Annotated in this window: 16 protein-coding genes; 9 read left to right on the forward strand and 7 right to left on the reverse strand. The window is 72.1% G+C overall.

What is annotated here, in order from left to right; all coding sequences use genetic code 11:
- Positions 1-42: 42 nt before the first annotated feature.
- Entirely contained in the window at positions 43-717 is a 675-nt protein-coding gene (locus ACTJK8_RS29010; protein ID WP_012320439.1) for a metallophosphoesterase family protein, read from the reverse strand.
- 54 nt (positions 718-771) lie between these two features.
- A complete protein-coding gene (locus tag ACTJK8_RS29015; protein ID WP_440762962.1) occupies positions 772-1,935 on the reverse strand; it encodes a mandelate racemase/muconate lactonizing enzyme family protein in 1,164 nt (387 codons plus the stop codon).
- 118 nt (positions 1,936-2,053) lie between these two features.
- Between ACTJK8_RS29015 and ACTJK8_RS29020 the strand changes: the two genes are divergently transcribed.
- Positions 2,054-2,968, forward strand: coding sequence for a LysR family transcriptional regulator (locus ACTJK8_RS29020; protein ID WP_440762963.1), 915 nt, complete (start codon positions 2,054-2,056; stop codon positions 2,966-2,968).
- Here the strand turns inward: ACTJK8_RS29020 and ACTJK8_RS29025 are convergent.
- Positions 2,944-3,591: an RraA family protein gene (locus tag ACTJK8_RS29025; protein WP_012320436.1), complete on the reverse strand. Its 648-nt coding sequence runs from the start codon at positions 3,589-3,591 to the stop codon at positions 2,944-2,946. The genes ACTJK8_RS29020 and ACTJK8_RS29025 overlap by 25 nt on opposite strands.
- Positions 3,592-3,705: 114 nt before the next feature.
- Positions 3,706-4,200 carry a pilus assembly protein N-terminal domain-containing protein gene (locus tag ACTJK8_RS29030; RefSeq protein ID WP_012320435.1) on the reverse strand — a complete coding sequence of 165 codons (495 nt, stop codon included), beginning with the start codon at positions 4,198-4,200 and terminating at the stop codon, positions 3,706-3,708.
- 298 nt (positions 4,201-4,498) lie between these two features.
- Between ACTJK8_RS29030 and ACTJK8_RS29035 the strand changes: the two genes are divergently transcribed.
- The 3 genes from ACTJK8_RS29035 to ACTJK8_RS29045 all read left to right on the forward strand — a co-directional run bounded on the left by ACTJK8_RS29035 (position 4,499) and on the right by ACTJK8_RS29045 (position 6,223).
- On the forward strand, positions 4,499-4,663 hold the full coding sequence (locus tag ACTJK8_RS29035; protein ID WP_012320434.1) for a Flp family type IVb pilin: 165 nt from the start codon (positions 4,499-4,501) through the stop codon (positions 4,661-4,663).
- A 207-nt stretch (positions 4,664-4,870) separates the two neighbouring features.
- The gene (locus tag ACTJK8_RS29040) at positions 4,871-5,422 is read left to right on the forward strand and encodes an A24 family peptidase (RefSeq protein ID WP_043074175.1); all 552 of its coding nucleotides are present in this window, start codon (positions 4,871-4,873) and stop codon (positions 5,420-5,422) included.
- Positions 5,423-5,488: 66 nt separating this feature from the next.
- Positions 5,489-6,223, forward strand: a complete 735-nt coding sequence (locus tag ACTJK8_RS29045; protein WP_076727842.1) for a M48 family metallopeptidase — start codon at positions 5,489-5,491, stop codon at positions 6,221-6,223.
- Positions 6,224-6,245: 22 nt separating this feature from the next.
- On the opposite strand, the gene ACTJK8_RS29050 is transcribed toward ACTJK8_RS29045, so the two are convergent.
- Positions 6,246-6,620, reverse strand: a complete 375-nt coding sequence (locus tag ACTJK8_RS29050; RefSeq protein WP_012320431.1) for a hypothetical protein — start codon at positions 6,618-6,620, stop codon at positions 6,246-6,248.
- A gap of 186 nt (positions 6,621-6,806) precedes the next feature.
- On the opposite strand from ACTJK8_RS29050, the gene ACTJK8_RS29055 reads away from it, so the two are divergent.
- The 4 genes from ACTJK8_RS29055 to ACTJK8_RS29070 all read left to right on the forward strand — a co-directional run bounded on the left by ACTJK8_RS29055 (position 6,807) and on the right by ACTJK8_RS29070 (position 11,689).
- Positions 6,807-7,340 carry an invasion associated locus B family protein gene (locus ACTJK8_RS29055; protein WP_012320430.1) on the forward strand — a complete coding sequence of 178 codons (534 nt, stop codon included), beginning with the start codon at positions 6,807-6,809 and terminating at the stop codon, positions 7,338-7,340.
- 23 nt (positions 7,341-7,363) lie between these two features.
- Complete coding sequence (locus ACTJK8_RS29060) at positions 7,364-8,038, forward strand: hypothetical protein (protein ID WP_440762964.1); 675 nt, start codon at positions 7,364-7,366, stop codon at positions 8,036-8,038.
- A 127-nt stretch (positions 8,039-8,165) separates the two neighbouring features.
- Entirely contained in the window at positions 8,166-10,073 is a 1,908-nt protein-coding gene (locus ACTJK8_RS29065; RefSeq protein WP_440762965.1) for a glycosyltransferase, read from the forward strand.
- Entirely contained in the window at positions 10,070-11,689 is a 1,620-nt protein-coding gene (locus ACTJK8_RS29070; RefSeq protein WP_440762966.1) for a glycosyltransferase, read from the forward strand. Before ACTJK8_RS29065 ends, ACTJK8_RS29070 begins: the two co-directional genes overlap by 4 nt.
- A 6-nt stretch (positions 11,690-11,695) precedes the next feature.
- Here ACTJK8_RS29070 and purC read toward each other — a convergent pair whose 3' ends face one another.
- Together purC and nth are read right to left on the reverse strand one after the other, a co-directional pair.
- Positions 11,696-12,490, reverse strand: a complete 795-nt coding sequence (gene purC / locus ACTJK8_RS29075; RefSeq protein WP_010684691.1) for a phosphoribosylaminoimidazolesuccinocarboxamide synthase — start codon at positions 12,488-12,490, stop codon at positions 11,696-11,698.
- Between the two features lie 230 nt (positions 12,491-12,720).
- Entirely contained in the window at positions 12,721-13,401 is a 681-nt protein-coding gene (gene nth, locus ACTJK8_RS29080; RefSeq protein WP_440762967.1) for an endonuclease III, read from the reverse strand.
- Positions 13,402-13,604: 203 nt separating this feature from the next.
- On the opposite strand from nth, the gene ACTJK8_RS29085 reads away from it, so the two are divergent.
- On the forward strand, positions 13,605-14,126 hold the full coding sequence (locus ACTJK8_RS29085; RefSeq protein ID WP_024829287.1) for a DUF2244 domain-containing protein: 522 nt from the start codon (positions 13,605-13,607) through the stop codon (positions 14,124-14,126).
- The last annotated feature ends 318 nt before the right edge of the window (positions 14,127-14,444 follow it).

Below are 14,444 nucleotides of genomic sequence, written 5' to 3' on the forward strand. Positions count from 1 at the left end.
CCGGAGGCGTCGCGCCGGCCGCCGCGGCGGTGCGTCCGAGCCTCAGCCCGCCCGCACCTGCAGGAAGTCCAGGGCCGGTCCCTGCGCGTCCGAGAAGATCCCGGCGGTGAGCGCGCCGCCGTAGACGGCCGCGGTGTCGAGGTTGGTACGGAACCGGCGCACCTCCGGGCGCCCGCTCCGTTGCGGCGTGTGGCCGTGGACCACGTGCCGTCCGAAATCGTGGTCGCCCTCGAGAAACGGGTCGCGGATCCACAGGCGATCGTGCGCGTCCGAATCGCGGGCGTCCGCGCCGGGCCGCAGGCCGGCATGCACGTACCAGTGGGCGCCGTCACCGTGCAGCGTCGGGAGCGCCTCGATCCAGTCGAGGGTGTCCCGGGGAAGGCCGGCGGGGTCCCGCGCGCCGAACGCGTCGAGCGTCGCCTCGCCGCCGTTGTACATCCAGTGCGCGGCCGCGCTTCCCGTCTGGAGCGCGTCGAGCAGCATCCGCTCGTGATTGCCCATCAGGCAGACGACGCGCTCGGGCTCGGCCCAGTTCAGGCGGCTCACGGTGCGGAGCACCGCGGCGCTGTCCGGACCGCGGTCGATGTAGTCCCCGAGGAAGACCAGCCGGTGGGGACGGTCGCCGGCATGGCCGGCGATCCGCTCCAGCAGCGCGTCGAGCAGGGCGGCGCAGCCGTGGACGTCGCCGATCGCGTAGGTGAGGGGGCCCGAATCCATCGCGCCATCGTCCACCGCGGCGTCGCGCTCCGCAAGGCCACCCGGGTGGGCGCGCTACGCCGCGAGGGCGCGCATCTCCGCGATCAGGTCCGACTTGCCCTCGAAGCCGATGCCCGGCAGGTCCGGCATGGTGATGTGGCCGTCCTCGACCCGCACCCCGTCGGGAAAGCCGCCGTAGGGCTGGAAGAGATCCGGGTAGCTCTCGTTGCCGCCGAGGCCGAGGCCGGCCGCGATGTTGAGCGACATCTGGTGCCCGCCATGCGGGATGCAGCGAGAGGCCGACCAGCCGAACTCGGCCAGCACGTCGAGGGTGCGCAGGTACTCCACCAGCCCGTACGACAGGGCGCAGTCGAACTGCAGCCAGTCGCGGTCGGGCCGCATGTTGCCGTAGCGCAGGAGATTGCGCGCATCCTGGTGCGAGAACAGGTTCTCGCCGGTGGCCATCGGCCCGGGATAGTAGGGCGCGAGCGCCGCCTGGAGCGCGTAGTCGAGCGGGTCGCCCGCCTCCTCGTACCAGAACAGCGGGTACTGCCGCAGCATCCGTGCGTACGCGATGGCGGTCTCGAGATCGAAGCGGCCGTTGGCGTCGACCGCGAGACGTCCCCGTCCGCCGATCTCGGCGAGCACGGCCTCGATCCGGCGCCGGTCCGCGTCGATCGGCGCGCCACCGATCTTCATCTTCACGACCGTGTAGCCGCGGTCGAGATAGCCGCGCATCTCGGCGCGGAGGGCGGAATCGTCCTTTCCGGGATAGTAGTAGCCGCCCGCCGCGTAGACGAAGACCCGCGGGTCGGCGGCGACGCCCTTCCGCTCGGCGAGCATCCGGAACAGCGGCTTCCCGGCGATCTTCGCCGCCGCATCCCAGATCGCCATGTCGAGGGTGCCCACCGCCACCGAGCGCTCGCCGTGGCCGCCCGGCTTCTCGTTGCGCATCATCGCGGCCCAGACCCGGTGCGGATCGAGGTTGTCGCCCGCCTCCGTCAGGAGGCTCGCCGGATCGGCCTCCAGGATCCGGTCGCGGAAGCGCTCGCGGATCAGGCCGCCCTGGCCGCAGCGGCCGTTCGAGTTGAAGCCGTAGCCGACGACCCGCCGGCCGTCGCGCACCGCGTCGGTGACCACAGCGACGAGGCTCGTGGTCATCTTCGAGAAGTCGATGTAGGCGTTGCGGATCGGCGAGGCGATCGGCTTGGTGACCTCGCGGACGTCGACGATGCGCATGGCTGTCCTCCCGGTGTGTCCCGGTGCCGTAGCGCCGCCCGCACCCGGGCAGCCAATGCCGTTTCCGGCGCGCGCGATGCGCGAACGGCATCGGCCCGTCCTGTCGGAGAGGCGCGCCATGGATCTGGACTGGGTGCGGGACTTCCTCGCGCTCGCCGAGCACCGGACCTTCTCGCGGGCCGCCGAGGCCCGGCACGTGACGCAGCCGGCCTTCAGCCGACGGATCCGCGCGCTGGAGGAGTGGGTCGGGACGCCGCTGTTCCTGCGGAGCGCGCGAGGGGCAGGCCTGACCGCCGCGGGAGCGCGCTTCCGGCCGGGCGCCGAGGAGCTGCTGCGGGGCCTGGATCGGGCCCGCGGCGAGGCCCGGGCCGCCGGTGCGCGCGCGGACGCGAGCCTCGCGATCGCGGCCACGCACGCGCTGTCGTTCACGTTCTTCCCGAGCTGGATCCGGCAGCACGCGCCCTTCGAGACGCTCGGCGCCCTCAACCTGATCTCGGACAGCATGGCGGCCTGCGAGGCCATCCTGCTGGCCGGCGAGGTGCAGCTGCTCCTGTGCCACCATCGCGCGGACCTGCCCACGCGCCTGGACGATGGCCGCTGCGAGTCCGTCCGCGTCGGCGCGGACAGCCTGGTGCCGCTCTGCGCTCCGATATCCGGCGGGGCGCCGCTCTGGCCGCTAAGCAGGCCGGTCCGCTACCTCGCCTACGGCGAGGCCTCCGGGCTCGGGCGGATCCTCGCGGCGAGCGGGGTGGCGGCCGGCCACGAGCCGGCCTTCACGTCGCACCTGGCGGCGACGCTGATGACCATGGCGCAGGGAGGCGACGGTGTCGCGTGGCTCCCGGCGACGCTCGCGGAGGCGGCGATCGCGCGCGGCCTGCTCGTTCGGGCAGGTTCCCAGGAGCTGGACGTTCCGGTGGAGATCCGGCTGTTCCGGGCGCGGGGGAGCCGCGGCGGCGCGGCCGAGGCCCTGTGGCAGCGCCTGCACGCGCCCGGACGTGACCGGCCCGATCAGCCCGTCGCCACCCGGGCGTAGCGGCCGTCGTAGCGGCCGGCCCGGATCTGCTCCAGAACCTCCGCCTCGCGGGCCGCCTGCGCACGCACAGCGTCGAGCAGGGCCGCCGCGTCGCCGGGCGGGAAGGAGACGACGCCGTCGGCGTCGCCGACCACCACGTCCCCGGGATTCACCGTCCAGCCGCCGACGCAGACCGGCCCGTTGATCGCGCCGGGGCCGGTCTTGAACGGGCCCCGCGGCGTCGCGTCGCGGGCGTAGCAGGGAAAGTCCGAGCCCGCGAAGGCCGCCGTGTCGCGCACGGCGCCGTCGATCACGAAACCGGCCACGCCCCGGCTCTCGGCGATCGCCTTCATGATGTCGCCCACCAGCGCGCGGCTCGTGTCGCCGCCGCCGTCGACCACGATCACGTCGCCGGGACGGACCTCTTCCAGAGCCTGATGGATGGCGAGGTTGTCGCCGCTCCGGACGCGAACCGTGAAGGCCGTGCCGACGAGTGGTCCGCCGCGGTGGAACGGGCGCAGGCCGGCCAGGACCGGCATCCGCGCCAGGCAGTCGCTGATCGTGGCCGTCGAGACGTCTCGGAAAGCCGCCAGCACAGCCGGGTCGACGGCGGGCGGCGGCGGATGGCGGGTGATGGCGGACATCGGCCTCTGCGTCTCCCTGGCGTCATCGCTCCCGCGGCATCGCGGCGTATCGGCGGGGGCCTGGGGGATCCTGCCCCAGGCCGCGGCCGGTGTCGCGGCGGAACCCCGCCGCGATCAGTGATCGGCCGCCGGAACCGCGCCGCCGCCGCCGCCGGTCGCGAGCTTGCGACGGGCGTCGGCCTGACCGCTCGTCGCACCGAAATAGCTGGCCGAGTCGCCGAGCTGCACCGACGGCTGGCAGCCCGGCGTGCACGACAGGGATTCCCGATCGAGGCCGCGCTGCACCGTGATGGTCGAGTCCCGCGACGCCTCGACCCGGATGGTCGTCTCGGCGATCATGGCGCCGCCGTTGTCGAGGGCGATCAGGTTGGTGGAGCCGAAGCTCTTGCCGGTGAGCACGAGCACGCCGTTCTTCTGAGGCGTCACCTCGGCGATGATCGGGTTCCCGACGATCACGGTCGACGTCTTCTCCGGCAGGCGGAGCACCTTGGCGTTGTCCACGAGAACGGTCACGACGGGCAGGAGATCGGGCTGCCCGGCCGCGGCCGCGGCGCCCGTCAGCAGGACGACGAGGCCGGCTCGGCCCGCGATCGACAGGGTGCGACGCATCGGGGTTCCTCAAGACGGCGGGCGGTCCACGCGATCCGGCCCGATGCCTCAGGCTAGCGCGGAACCCGTGAAGGAAGCGCTAAGCAAGACCAAGTCGCGGCACTGTGCCGTATCGGGGAAACCCAACCTTCACCAAACTCGCAGCGAGACGGCGTTTTACGTCGGTGCGGGATCGATTTAACCGATTTTCAAGGCGTAATCGGCAGTCTGTGCAGGCCGCCGATCGAGACCTGAAAATTCTTCATCGGGCATCGCGCAAGTTTTATCTCGCTCTGTGTTGGTCGAAGGATCACCCTCTATGAAGACCCTGTTCACGCGTTTCGCTTCGGACGAGTCCGGCGCCACCGCGATCGAGTACGGCATGATCGCGGCCCTCATCGCCGTGGCCATCATCACCGCGCTGAAGACCGTCGGCACCAGCCTGACCAGCAAGTTCAGCCAGATCTCCGGCAACCTGAACTGATCGAGACCCGTCCGATCTGCGGCAGGTTCGAGACAGCCCGCCTCTCCCCGAGACCCGGAGAGAGGCGGGGGATCCCGGCCTGCCGGGATCGTCGTTCTTCGCGGCGGCGGTGGCCGCCCGGCACATCCGAGATCCGGACCGGCAGCGAGACCGCTGGGTCGGGTCGAATCCCGTGACGCGACAGGCTTCGACGAGATGGGCGCCGAGATGGTCGGTTCAGCGACGGCAAGCCTGGGACTGACCGGTCTGGGCCCGGCCGGTTTCGGCCTCCTGATCCTGTTCCCCTTCCTGATGGCCTACGCGGCCGCCAGCGACCTGCTCACCATGCTGATCCCGAACCGGATCTCCCTGGCCCTCCTGGCGGGGTTCGCGTTGCTGGCCCTGACGAGCGCGATGAGCTGGACCGAGATCGGCTTCCACTGCGCGGCCGGAGCGGTCGTCCTCCTCGTCACGTTCACGCTGTTCGCTTTCGGCATCATCGGAGGCGGCGACGCGAAGCTCGCGGCCGCCACGGCCCTGTGGCTCGGCTTCGACGGCCTCGGCGACTACCTGCTGGTGGCCTCGGTGTTCGGCGGCGCCCTGACGCTGGCGATCCTGTTGGCGCGGACGCACCCATTGCCCGTCCGGATCGCGCGCATGCCGTTCGCCCTGCACCTGCACGACGCCAAGACCGGGATCCCGTACGGGATCGCCCTGGCCGCGGCGGCGCTCCTCGTCCTCCCCGAGACCGAGGTCTGGACCCGGGCCCTCGCCGGCTGAGTCCGCCGCGGGGATTCAGACGCGCAGGATCTGGAGCCCCGAGCTCGGCTTAGCTAAAAGTCGCGCATGCCCCTCGCGCTGCTGCGTCGCCCCGATCCCGATCATCTTGAGGTCCAGCACGAGGGCGCCAGCCTTCGCATCGCCCTCCGTCGGCGACCGACCGCGCGCCGCATCACGCTCCGCGTCTCGGCCGCCACCGGCGAGGCGGTGATCACCCTGCCGAGCCGGACCGCCATCAACACGGCGCAGCGCTTCGCGGCGAGCCACGCGGGCTGGATCGCGGCGCGTCTCGCCCGCGTGCCGGTCCGCGTGCTGTTCGAGGTCGGCGCCAGCCTGCCGGTCCGCGGTGAGCTTCACCGGATCAGCCAGCGCGGCACCCGGAGCGGCCCCGTTCGCGTCGAGTGCGTGGAGGGAGAGCGCGTGCTCTCGGTCTCGTGCGACGCCGCCCACGTGGCGCGCCGGGTCCGGGATTTCCTGGCCCGCGAGGCCAGGCGCGACCTGACCGAAGCGATCGAGCGCTACGCGGCGCAGCTCGGGCAGCGGCCGGTGCGCGTCACGCTGCGCGACACCCGCAGCCGCTGGGGTTCCTGCACGGCCCGCGGCGAGCTCAACTTCTCATGGCGCCTGATCCTCGCGCCGCCGACGGTGCTCGACTATCTGGTCGCCCACGAGATGGCGCATCTGCGCGAGATGAACCACTCGCCGCGCTTCTGGGCCCTGGTGCACGCGCTCTGCCCGCACACCGATGCCGCCGAGGCGTGGCTCAAGCGCCACGGCACCGGCCTGCATCGCTACGGCTGAGCCGTCGTCGTCAGGCCCTGCATCAGCCCTTGGCGCGAAGGACCCGCTGGCGCGCCACCGCATCCGCCGGCCAGCTCGGGCGGGGGTCGACCTGGCCCGGGCTGAGGGTGCGTGGGGCGACGCTGTCGCAGATCTCCCGCTGGCGGATGATCACCGGGTTGCCGAACTCGTCCCGGCGCCGGATCAGGCCGCCGTCGCGGCAGTAGCCGGCGATCGCCGCCTGCCCGTTGCGGCGGCCGTACGGGTTCGCCGCCACGGGCGGATGCTCGATCACCAGCGTGTCGGAGTGGTTCAGCGAGCGTTCGATGTAGGTGGTCTCTCCGACCGGCAGGGACTGGGCTCCCGCCTGCGCGAGGGTGGCCACCAGACAGGCGGCCGAGAGAGTGAGCGGGCGCATCACGGCGTCAAGATCCGGCGCTGGAGGAGTGTTCGAACACAATCTAGGCCGCTGAAACCGTCACGGGTAGCGCCGACGCGCAACACCGCGCCCGCATCGCTTGACAGCGCGGGGCCGACCATGGTCGGAACACGCCCGATTGTACGGCTCCCGCCGGTCCTCGGCCGGAGCGTTCCGAAGGGATCGGTGGTGCCGCTTCACGCGAGGCTCGTTCGTTTCCGGCGCGCCGCGCTGCCGGTTCTCCTCGCCCTCGTCGCGGCGGCACTCGCGCCCGCCGGGCCGGCCGCGGCTCAGGGCATGGTGCGCAAGACCTTCGACGATTGGCAGCTGCGCTGCGAGACGCCGGCCGGCGCGAAGGCCGAGCAGTGCGCCCTCGTCCAGTATCTCGCCGCCGAGGATCGCCCGAACCTGACCCTGGTGGTCATCGTCCTCAAGACCGCCGACAATCGCGGTTACCTGCTCCGGGTGGTGGCGCCGCTGGGCGTTCTCCTGCCTTCCGGGCTCGGCCTGAAGATCGATCAGACGGATATCGGCCGCGCCGGCTTCGTCCGCTGCCTCACCACCGGCTGCGTGGCCGAGGTCGTCATGGATGACGGGCTGATCCGCCAGTTCAAGAACGGCACGCAGGCCACCTTCATCGTGTTCCAGACGCCCGAGGAGGGCGTCGGCATCCCGCTGTCGATGAAGGGCTTCGCGGCCGGGTTCGACAGCCTGAAATGACGGTGCCGTTCGGGAGCCGTGCGATGATCGGACATCGGAACAGGAGCCTCACGCGGTCCCCGGACATGGCCCGGCGCCGGACCGTCGCTCTCCGGCTCGGCGCCTCGGTGCTCGCCGCGTCGCTCGCCGCCACGGCCCCGGGCCGGGCCGAGGAGGGCAACATCTTCTCCAACCTGTTCAAGTACGGCGGCACGACGGTCCCGCCGTCGCAGCCCGAAGCCCTCGACCCGGCCTATTGCCCGACGGTCGAGGTCGCGGAAGGCGGGGCGGCCTCGCGCACGCTCGCGGGCGACGCGGTGCGCACCCAGTTCTCCCTCGGCCGCCTCGCCCGCGAATGCGCGCGGCGTCAGGACGGCTCGATCACCGTCAAGGTGGGCGCCGAGATCAACGTCCTGCTCGGGCCGGCGGGCGCGCCGGGCCGGTTCGATGTGCCGGTCACGTTCCAGATCCGCCACGACGGCAAGACCGTCTCGAGCCGCACTGAGCGGGCCAGCGTCGTCGTCGGGGCCGGCGAGGCGCAGGGCTTCGCCACGGTCGTCGCCGACGAACTGCAGGTTCCGGCCGCCATGACGGCCGATTACGACATCGCGGTGGGCGTCGGCACCGGCAAGGGGGCGGGCAAGCCCGCCGCGAAATCGCGCCGGCGCAAACCGGCTGTCGCCGCTGCGCCCGCCGGCGGAGGCGACGCTGCCCAGTGACGCCGCGGCGCGCCTCGGCGATCCGATCCCGCTGATCGCGAAGACCGGTCGCGACAGGATCTGGCTCGGCCGGCCTGTCCGGTTTCGGCTGGAGGCCACGGACGATCCCGCGTTCGATCGCCGCCTCGTGCTCCCGGATCATCCCGCCGGCTGGATCGTGCTGAGCTATGCCGGTGATCCGACGGCGGCGCCCCGGCGCCCGATCCTGCGCGTCCTGCGTGGGTCTGACGAGACCGTTCAGGACTTCGTCCTGCCGGGAGCCTCCCAGGGGCTCGCACACTGGCTCGGACTGATCCCCCCGGATGCGCGGGACATCCGCCTCTCGGCCGGCGCCGATTTCGCCCTGGAGCGGGTCGGCGCCCGACGCGAGGTCGAGGTGCTCGCGCAGTGCCTCCTGCGCCGGCCCTGGCGCTGCGTCTCCGCCCTCTACGAGCGCGCCCGCGGGTCGGAGCGGCGCTACCGCGACATCCTGCGCGGCGCCTGCGCGGTGACGCCGATGGACCGGTTCCCGTCCTGGGCCGCCGCCCGGACCCGGCCCGCCCGCATCGCGCCCGCCGCCCTGCAGATCCGGTGCGTCCTGCTCGCGCAGCACGGGGACGCGGCGGCGCTGTCGGTCACGCGGGACGCGCTGAACGCGCAGACGCACCGCCCCGAGTCGATCCGGGTCGCCTGGGCGGGGGCGCCGCCCGCGACGGCCAGCGGGCCGATGTCCCACCAGGCCTGGGACGAGGCTGCCCGCTTCGACGAACTTTCCGGCGAGGCGGAGGCCCTGTGCCTGCTGCGCCCCGGCGACGTCCCGGAGCCGGAGGCCCTAGCGCTGCTCGCCCACGCCCTGTCGGGCGCGGACATCGCCTACGGCGACGCGATCGATCCCGACGGCCAACCGCGGCTGAAGCCGGACTGGAGCCCGGACCTCGCCCTGGCGACGGGGTATCCGGGGTTTCCCCTCCTCCTGTCGAGAACCTGGCTCGCCGCGGCCCTGGCGCGCCCCGCCGGCCGGATGGCCGAGGTCGCGCCGGCCATCATGGCCGCCGCGATGACCAGCGCCGCGCGGGTGGCGCACGTCCCGCGGATCCTCGCCCGCTCTGCCGGCGATGGCCTGAGCCCGTCCGCTCGGGCGGCGGCCCTCCACGCGCTCCCGGCCGGAGGGCCTCAGGTCCGCGCCGGGATCCAAGACGGTGCCGTTCGCCTGGAATGGCCCTTGCCGGATCCGGTGCCGCTGGTCAGCATCGTGATCCCCTCGCGCGACCGCCTCGACCTGATCACCCGCGTCTGCCTCGGGGTGCTCGCCGAGACCGCCTACGCGCCGATCGAGCTGATCATCGTCGACAACGGCTCGACCGATCCGGCGGTCCTCGACCATTACGCGACCCTGCGCGGCGATCCGCGCGTCCAGATCCTCATGGATCCGCAGCCCTTCAACTTCGCCGCGATGGTCAACGCCGGCGTAGCCGCGGCGTCGGGGACGATCGTCGTGCTGCTGAACAACGACGTCGCCGTGCTGGAGCCCGGCTGGCTCGAGGCCATGGTCCGGCAGGCCTGCCGGCCGGAGGTCGGCGCCGTCGGGGCGAAGCTGCTCTACGGGGACGGTACCCTGCAGCACGCCGGCGTCGTCGTCGGTCTCGGTGGCCGAGCCGGGCACATCCTGCGTCGCCGGCCCGGCGACACGCCGGGTCACCTCGGCCGGCTGCGCGTCGCGCACGAGGTCTCGGCGGTGACCGCCGCCTGCCTCGCCGTCGCGCGGGAGAAGTATCTGGCGGTGGGCGGATTCGACGCCGAGGCCTTCCCGGTGGATTTCAACGACGTGGATTTCTGCCTGCGCCTCGGCGCCGCCGGCTGGAAGACGGTCTGGACGCCGGCCGCGACGCTGGCCCATCTCGAATCCGTCAGCCGCGGTCCGTCCGTCGGGGCCAAGCGCGCCCGCTTCGAGCAGGAGGCCGCCCGCTTCTCCGAGCGCTGGCGCGCCGTGATCCGGCACGATCCGTTCTACCACCCCGCCCTGTCGGTCACGACCTTCGGCGAGGATCTGGAATGACGCCGCCGGACGGCGCGTCGGGCCGCCGAGCGGCGCCGTTTCTCGGAGCGTCGCGCCGCTCCTGGCGCGCGCTGGTGGGCGCGGCGCGCCACGCGCTCGCGCATCCGCGAACGGCGGCCGCGATCGTGGGCGCGCGCCTGACGGGGAAGCGGCTGCGCGCCCGGCAGGCGCTCGCGGCCCTGATCGGGATCGACCATCGGCTCACCCTGCCGCCGGGGATCCTCGACCGCTTCCCGCCGGCACCGGCCGGTCCGGGCGGCGCGATCCGCCTGATCGGCGACGGGGTCCTCGTCGCCGGTGCGCCCGGACGGATCGCGGCCCTGTTCGCGAGCGAGCCCGACCTTCAGGCCCTGTACGGCGACGCCTTGGTGCAGGAGCGACCCGGCGGCGCGGTGCTGCCGCTGCTGCCGCCGGTTTTCGACCCTGACCGGCTCGCGGCCTTCGATTATCTCGGGCCCGTCCTGGCCTGCCGATGCAGCGCCCTCGACCCCGGCGTCGATCCCGGGAGTCCCGCCGAGGCCGCCTTTCGGATCGCGGAGCGCTTCGGCCCCGGCGCGATCGGCCACCTGCCGGAGATCCTGTCCGTCCGGCGCGGCGAGGCGATCGCCGCGACGGATCGTGAAGCGCGACACGCGCCCCATCACGCCACCGTACGCGCCCACCTCGACCGGGCGGGCGGCGCCGGCCTGCGCGTGGCCGTGGGAACGGACGGCCTCGTCGCAGTCGAGCATCCCCTGCCCGAAACGCGGCCCCTGGCCAGCCTGATCGTTCCGACCCGCGACCGCCTGGATCTCCTGCGCCCCTGTCTCGAGAGCCTGCGCAGCTGCACGGACTGGCCGTCGACCGAGATCATCGTCTGCGACAACGACAGTCGCGAGCCCGAGACGCTCGCCTACCTGCGGGCCCTGGAGGGGGAGGGGAGGGGGCACGTCGTGCCCTGGCCCGGGCCGTTCAACTTCGCCGCCATGAACAACGCCGCCGCATCCCGCGCCCGCGGCAGGCTGCTGGTCTTCATCAACAACGACGTCGAGGCCTTCCGGCCCGACTGGCTCTCGCGCATGGCCCGGGAGGCCCTCCGCCCGGATGTGGGGGCCGTCGGTGCCAAGCTCCTCGACGGCGAGGGCCGGATCCAGCACGGCGGCATCGTGCTCGGAACCGGCGGCCTCGTCACTCACGGCCACCGGCACTTTCCGGGGGACGCCCCCGGCTATCTCGGCGCTCTGCGCGTCACGCAGACGGTCTCCGCGGTGACCGCCGCGTGCCTGGTCGTCGAGGCGGAGAAGTTCCGCGCGGTCGGCGGCTTCGACGAGGCGGTCTTCGCGGTCGACTTCAACGATGTCGATCTCTGCCTGCGCCTGAACGCGGCCGGCTACCGCACGCTCCTGGTCCCCGGGGCGGTCCTGCATCACCGCGAGGCCGCGAGCCGCCGCTGGACCCCCGAGGCCCGCGCCCGCCACGCGCGCGAGATCGCCGCGCTGAGAACGCGATGGGGGTCGCTGCTGGTGCAGGACCCCCATTACCATCCGGGTTTCGACCCGGCGCTCTCGACCCACGCGCGACTGCGCGCAGGTTTTCCCGAGGCCGGACCGGCGCCCCTGCGCCGGCCGACAGCCTGACCGGGCCTACTGCACGAGGCGCGGGCCGCCGCCCTGGACCTTCTCGTTCTCCGACATGATGCCGAGCCGCTTGGCGACCTCGGTATAGGCCTCGATCAGGCCGCCGAGATCCTTGCGGAACCGGTCCTTGTCGAGCTTGTCGGAGGACTTGATGTCCCAGAGCCGACAGGAATCCGGGGAGATCTCGTCCGCCACCACGATGCGCATCATGTCGCCTTCCCACAGGCGGCCGGTCTCCATCTTGAAATCGACGAGCCGGATGCCGACGCCGAGGAAGAGGCCGGACAGGAAGTCGTTGACGCGGATCGCCAGCGCCATGATGTCGTCGATCTCCTGGGGCGTCGCCCAGCCGAAAGCCGTGATGTGCTCCTCCGAGACCATCGGGTCGTTCAGCGCGTCGTTCTTGTAGTAGAACTCGATGATCGAGCGCGGCAGCTGGGTGCCTTCCTCAAGACCGAGCCGCGTCGCCAGCGAGCCGGCCGCGACGTTGCGCACAACGACCTCGAGGGGGATGATCTCGACCTCGCGGATCAGCTGCTCGCGCATGTTCAGCCGGCGGATGAAGTGCGTCGGCACGCCGATGTCGTTGAGGTGCTGGAAGACGAACTCCGAGATCCGGTTGTTCAGCACACCCTTGCCGTCGATGACCTCGTGCTTCTTCGCGTTGAAGGCCGTCGCGTCATCCTTGAAGTGCTGGATGAGCGTGCCGGGCTCCGGCCCCTCGTAGAGGACCTTCGCCTTGCCCTCGTAGATGCGACGGCGGCGATTCATAGGCGTGTACCGTGGTTTGAGGAAGTCCATGGGCCGAGGCTCCTGATGCGCGACGATTGGGAGGAATCCGCGGCGCGGCGACCGGACGCGAGGTCGGGCCGCCGGACGGCCTCTGCCCGAGGGCCCCGGCGACCGGCCGCCAAACTAGCGGATGCGGGCTTCCAGCACAACGCGTTAGCCCGCAGGGCGGGATTGCGGAGGCCGGCCGGGACGTGCCCGGAACGACCTCGGCAGCCCGTCACGCCGCCGTCACGCCGCCATCACGCGGTCGTCTTGGACGGGTAGCGGCAGAGGTCGGCGATGAGGCAGCGCGAGCATTCGGGCTTGCGCGCCTTGCAGGTGTAGCGGCCGTGCAGGATCAGCCAGTGATGGGCGTGGAGCCGGTAGGAATCCGGCACGATCGCCTCGAGACCGGCCTGCACCTTGTCGGTGGTCGCGCCGACGAAGAGCGGGATCCGGTTCGAGACCCGGAAGATATGGGTGTCCACGGCGATCCGCGGAACCCCGAAGGCGATGTTGAGCACCACGCTCGCGGTCTTGGCGCCGACACCGGGCAGAACCTGGAGGGCTTCCAGGCTCGCCGGCACCGTGCCGCCGTGCTCGTCCACGAGGATCCGCGAGAGGGCGACGACGTTCTTCGCCTTGGTGTTGAACAGCCCGATCGTGCGCACGAAATCGCGGACCCTGTCCTCGCCGAGGGCCAGCATCTTCTCGGGCGTGTCGGCGACCGCGAAGAGCGGGCCGGTGGCGAGATTGACGCCGCGGTCGGTCGCCTGGGCCGACAGCACCACGGCAACGAGCAGCGTGAACGGATTCACGTAGTGGAGCTCACCCTTGGGCTCCGGTTCCGCCGCCTGGAAGCGGCGGAAGATCTCGGCGAGCGTCGCCGGGTCGACGGCCTCGGGAGCCGTGTCCACCTGCGCGGTGACGGCGCGCCCGATCGGACCCGCGAGCCGCGCCGGGGCGGCGCTCCGGGACGGGCCTCTGGCCACGTTCTCCGCCGCGTCCTCGCGCCGCTTCGTTCGCGACGTCTCGGTCACGGCCCCGGGCGCGGCCTCGGCCGGTCCCGCGACGCGCCGACCGGCGCGATCCGTCACGGGAGGGGGAGTCTTTCTGGCGGGCATCGGCGCGTTATATGGATCGCATGGCGAGCGGCAATCCTTCCGTCCACCCCTACGGGCTCGATCCGGACACGATCGACCGGCCCGTCTTCACCGCGACGATCCGGCCGCACCAGTCTTTGAGCCGGCGCGGCTTCCGGGTGGTCATGGGTGGGTGTTGCGCGGTCTCCCTCGCCGTATCGGTCTGGGCTTGGCGCATGGGCTTCTGGCCCGTGGCCGGCTTCTTCGGCCTCGACATGCTGGCGATCTACGCCGCGCTCAAGGTGAGCTTCCGACGCGGGCGTTCCTTCGAGGAGGTGATGATCTCGCAGATCGAGATCCTGCTGGCCCGGGTCAGCCACCGCGGCGAGCGGCGCGAGTGGCGGTTCAACCCGCTCTGGACAAAGCTCGAGACGGTCGAGGACGACGAGTACGGTCTCCAGCGTCTGACCCTGGTCTCGCGTCGACAGCAGGCGCTGGTGGCGCGCGATGCCGGGCCGGACGAGCGGGCGCGGGTCGCGCAGGGCCTCAGCGCGGCGCTGGCGCAGGTGAAGAAAGGGTACTGACCTGACCCCGGGCTTCTCTGCTCTCCTGCGGGGGCAGGGAGGCCGCGCAGCGGCGGGGGCGCGGGCTGCGCGAAAAAAAGAGCTCAGGCACGGAACAGGGCTGTTGACGGCCGGGAACCGTGGATCTATACCCCGGCTCATCGGCGCCGGCCGCGGAAGTGGACCGGGCGCTGAGCCATCTTCTGACAAGCGGCGGGACTGGCCGGCGGGATTGCCGGGCGGTCTTCTGTTTGCCTCTGATGAGCCCCGGGTTCCGGGGCGCTCTTTGACAAGTTGGATTGAGGAAGGGAGACGCGGGCGGCGTTTGTCCTTGCGGCC

The sequence above is a fragment of the Methylobacterium sp. 22177 genome, assembly GCF_052045615.1.
Lineage (GTDB): Bacteria > Pseudomonadota > Alphaproteobacteria > Rhizobiales > Beijerinckiaceae > Methylobacterium > Methylobacterium radiotolerans.

What these genes read in the sequence shown, in the direction of transcription:
- ACTJK8_RS29030 (WP_012320435.1), bottom strand. Translation starts at nt 4,200, where the DNA reads ATGCGTCGCACCCTGTCGATCGCGGGCCGAGCCGGCCTCGTCGTCCTG.
- purC (WP_010684691.1), bottom strand. Translation starts at nt 12,490, where the DNA reads ATGGACTTCCTCAAACCACGGTACACGCCTATGAATCGCCGCCGTCGC.
- ACTJK8_RS29025 (WP_012320436.1), bottom strand. Translation starts at nt 3,591, where the DNA reads ATGTCCGCCATCACCCGCCATCCGCCGCCGCCCGCCGTCGACCCGGCT.
- ACTJK8_RS29035 (WP_012320434.1), top strand. Translation starts at nt 4,499, where the DNA reads ATGAAGACCCTGTTCACGCGTTTCGCTTCGGACGAGTCCGGCGCCACC.
- ACTJK8_RS29070 (WP_440762966.1), top strand. Translation starts at nt 10,070, where the DNA reads ATGACGCCGCCGGACGGCGCGTCGGGCCGCCGAGCGGCGCCGTTTCTC.
- ACTJK8_RS29040 (WP_043074175.1), top strand. Translation starts at nt 4,871, where the DNA reads ATGGTCGGTTCAGCGACGGCAAGCCTGGGACTGACCGGTCTGGGCCCG.
- ACTJK8_RS29060 (WP_440762964.1), top strand. Translation starts at nt 7,364, where the DNA reads ATGATCGGACATCGGAACAGGAGCCTCACGCGGTCCCCGGACATGGCC.
- ACTJK8_RS29085 (WP_024829287.1), top strand. Translation starts at nt 13,605, where the DNA reads ATGGCGAGCGGCAATCCTTCCGTCCACCCCTACGGGCTCGATCCGGAC.
- ACTJK8_RS29015 (WP_440762962.1), bottom strand. Translation starts at nt 1,935, where the DNA reads ATGCGCATCGTCGACGTCCGCGAGGTCACCAAGCCGATCGCCTCGCCG.
- ACTJK8_RS29010 (WP_012320439.1), bottom strand. Translation starts at nt 717, where the DNA reads ATGGATTCGGGCCCCCTCACCTACGCGATCGGCGACGTCCACGGCTGC.
- ACTJK8_RS29045 (WP_076727842.1), top strand. Translation starts at nt 5,489, where the DNA reads ATGCCCCTCGCGCTGCTGCGTCGCCCCGATCCCGATCATCTTGAGGTC.
- ACTJK8_RS29020 (WP_440762963.1), top strand. Translation starts at nt 2,054, where the DNA reads ATGGATCTGGACTGGGTGCGGGACTTCCTCGCGCTCGCCGAGCACCGG.
- ACTJK8_RS29050 (WP_012320431.1), bottom strand. Translation starts at nt 6,620, where the DNA reads ATGCGCCCGCTCACTCTCTCGGCCGCCTGTCTGGTGGCCACCCTCGCG.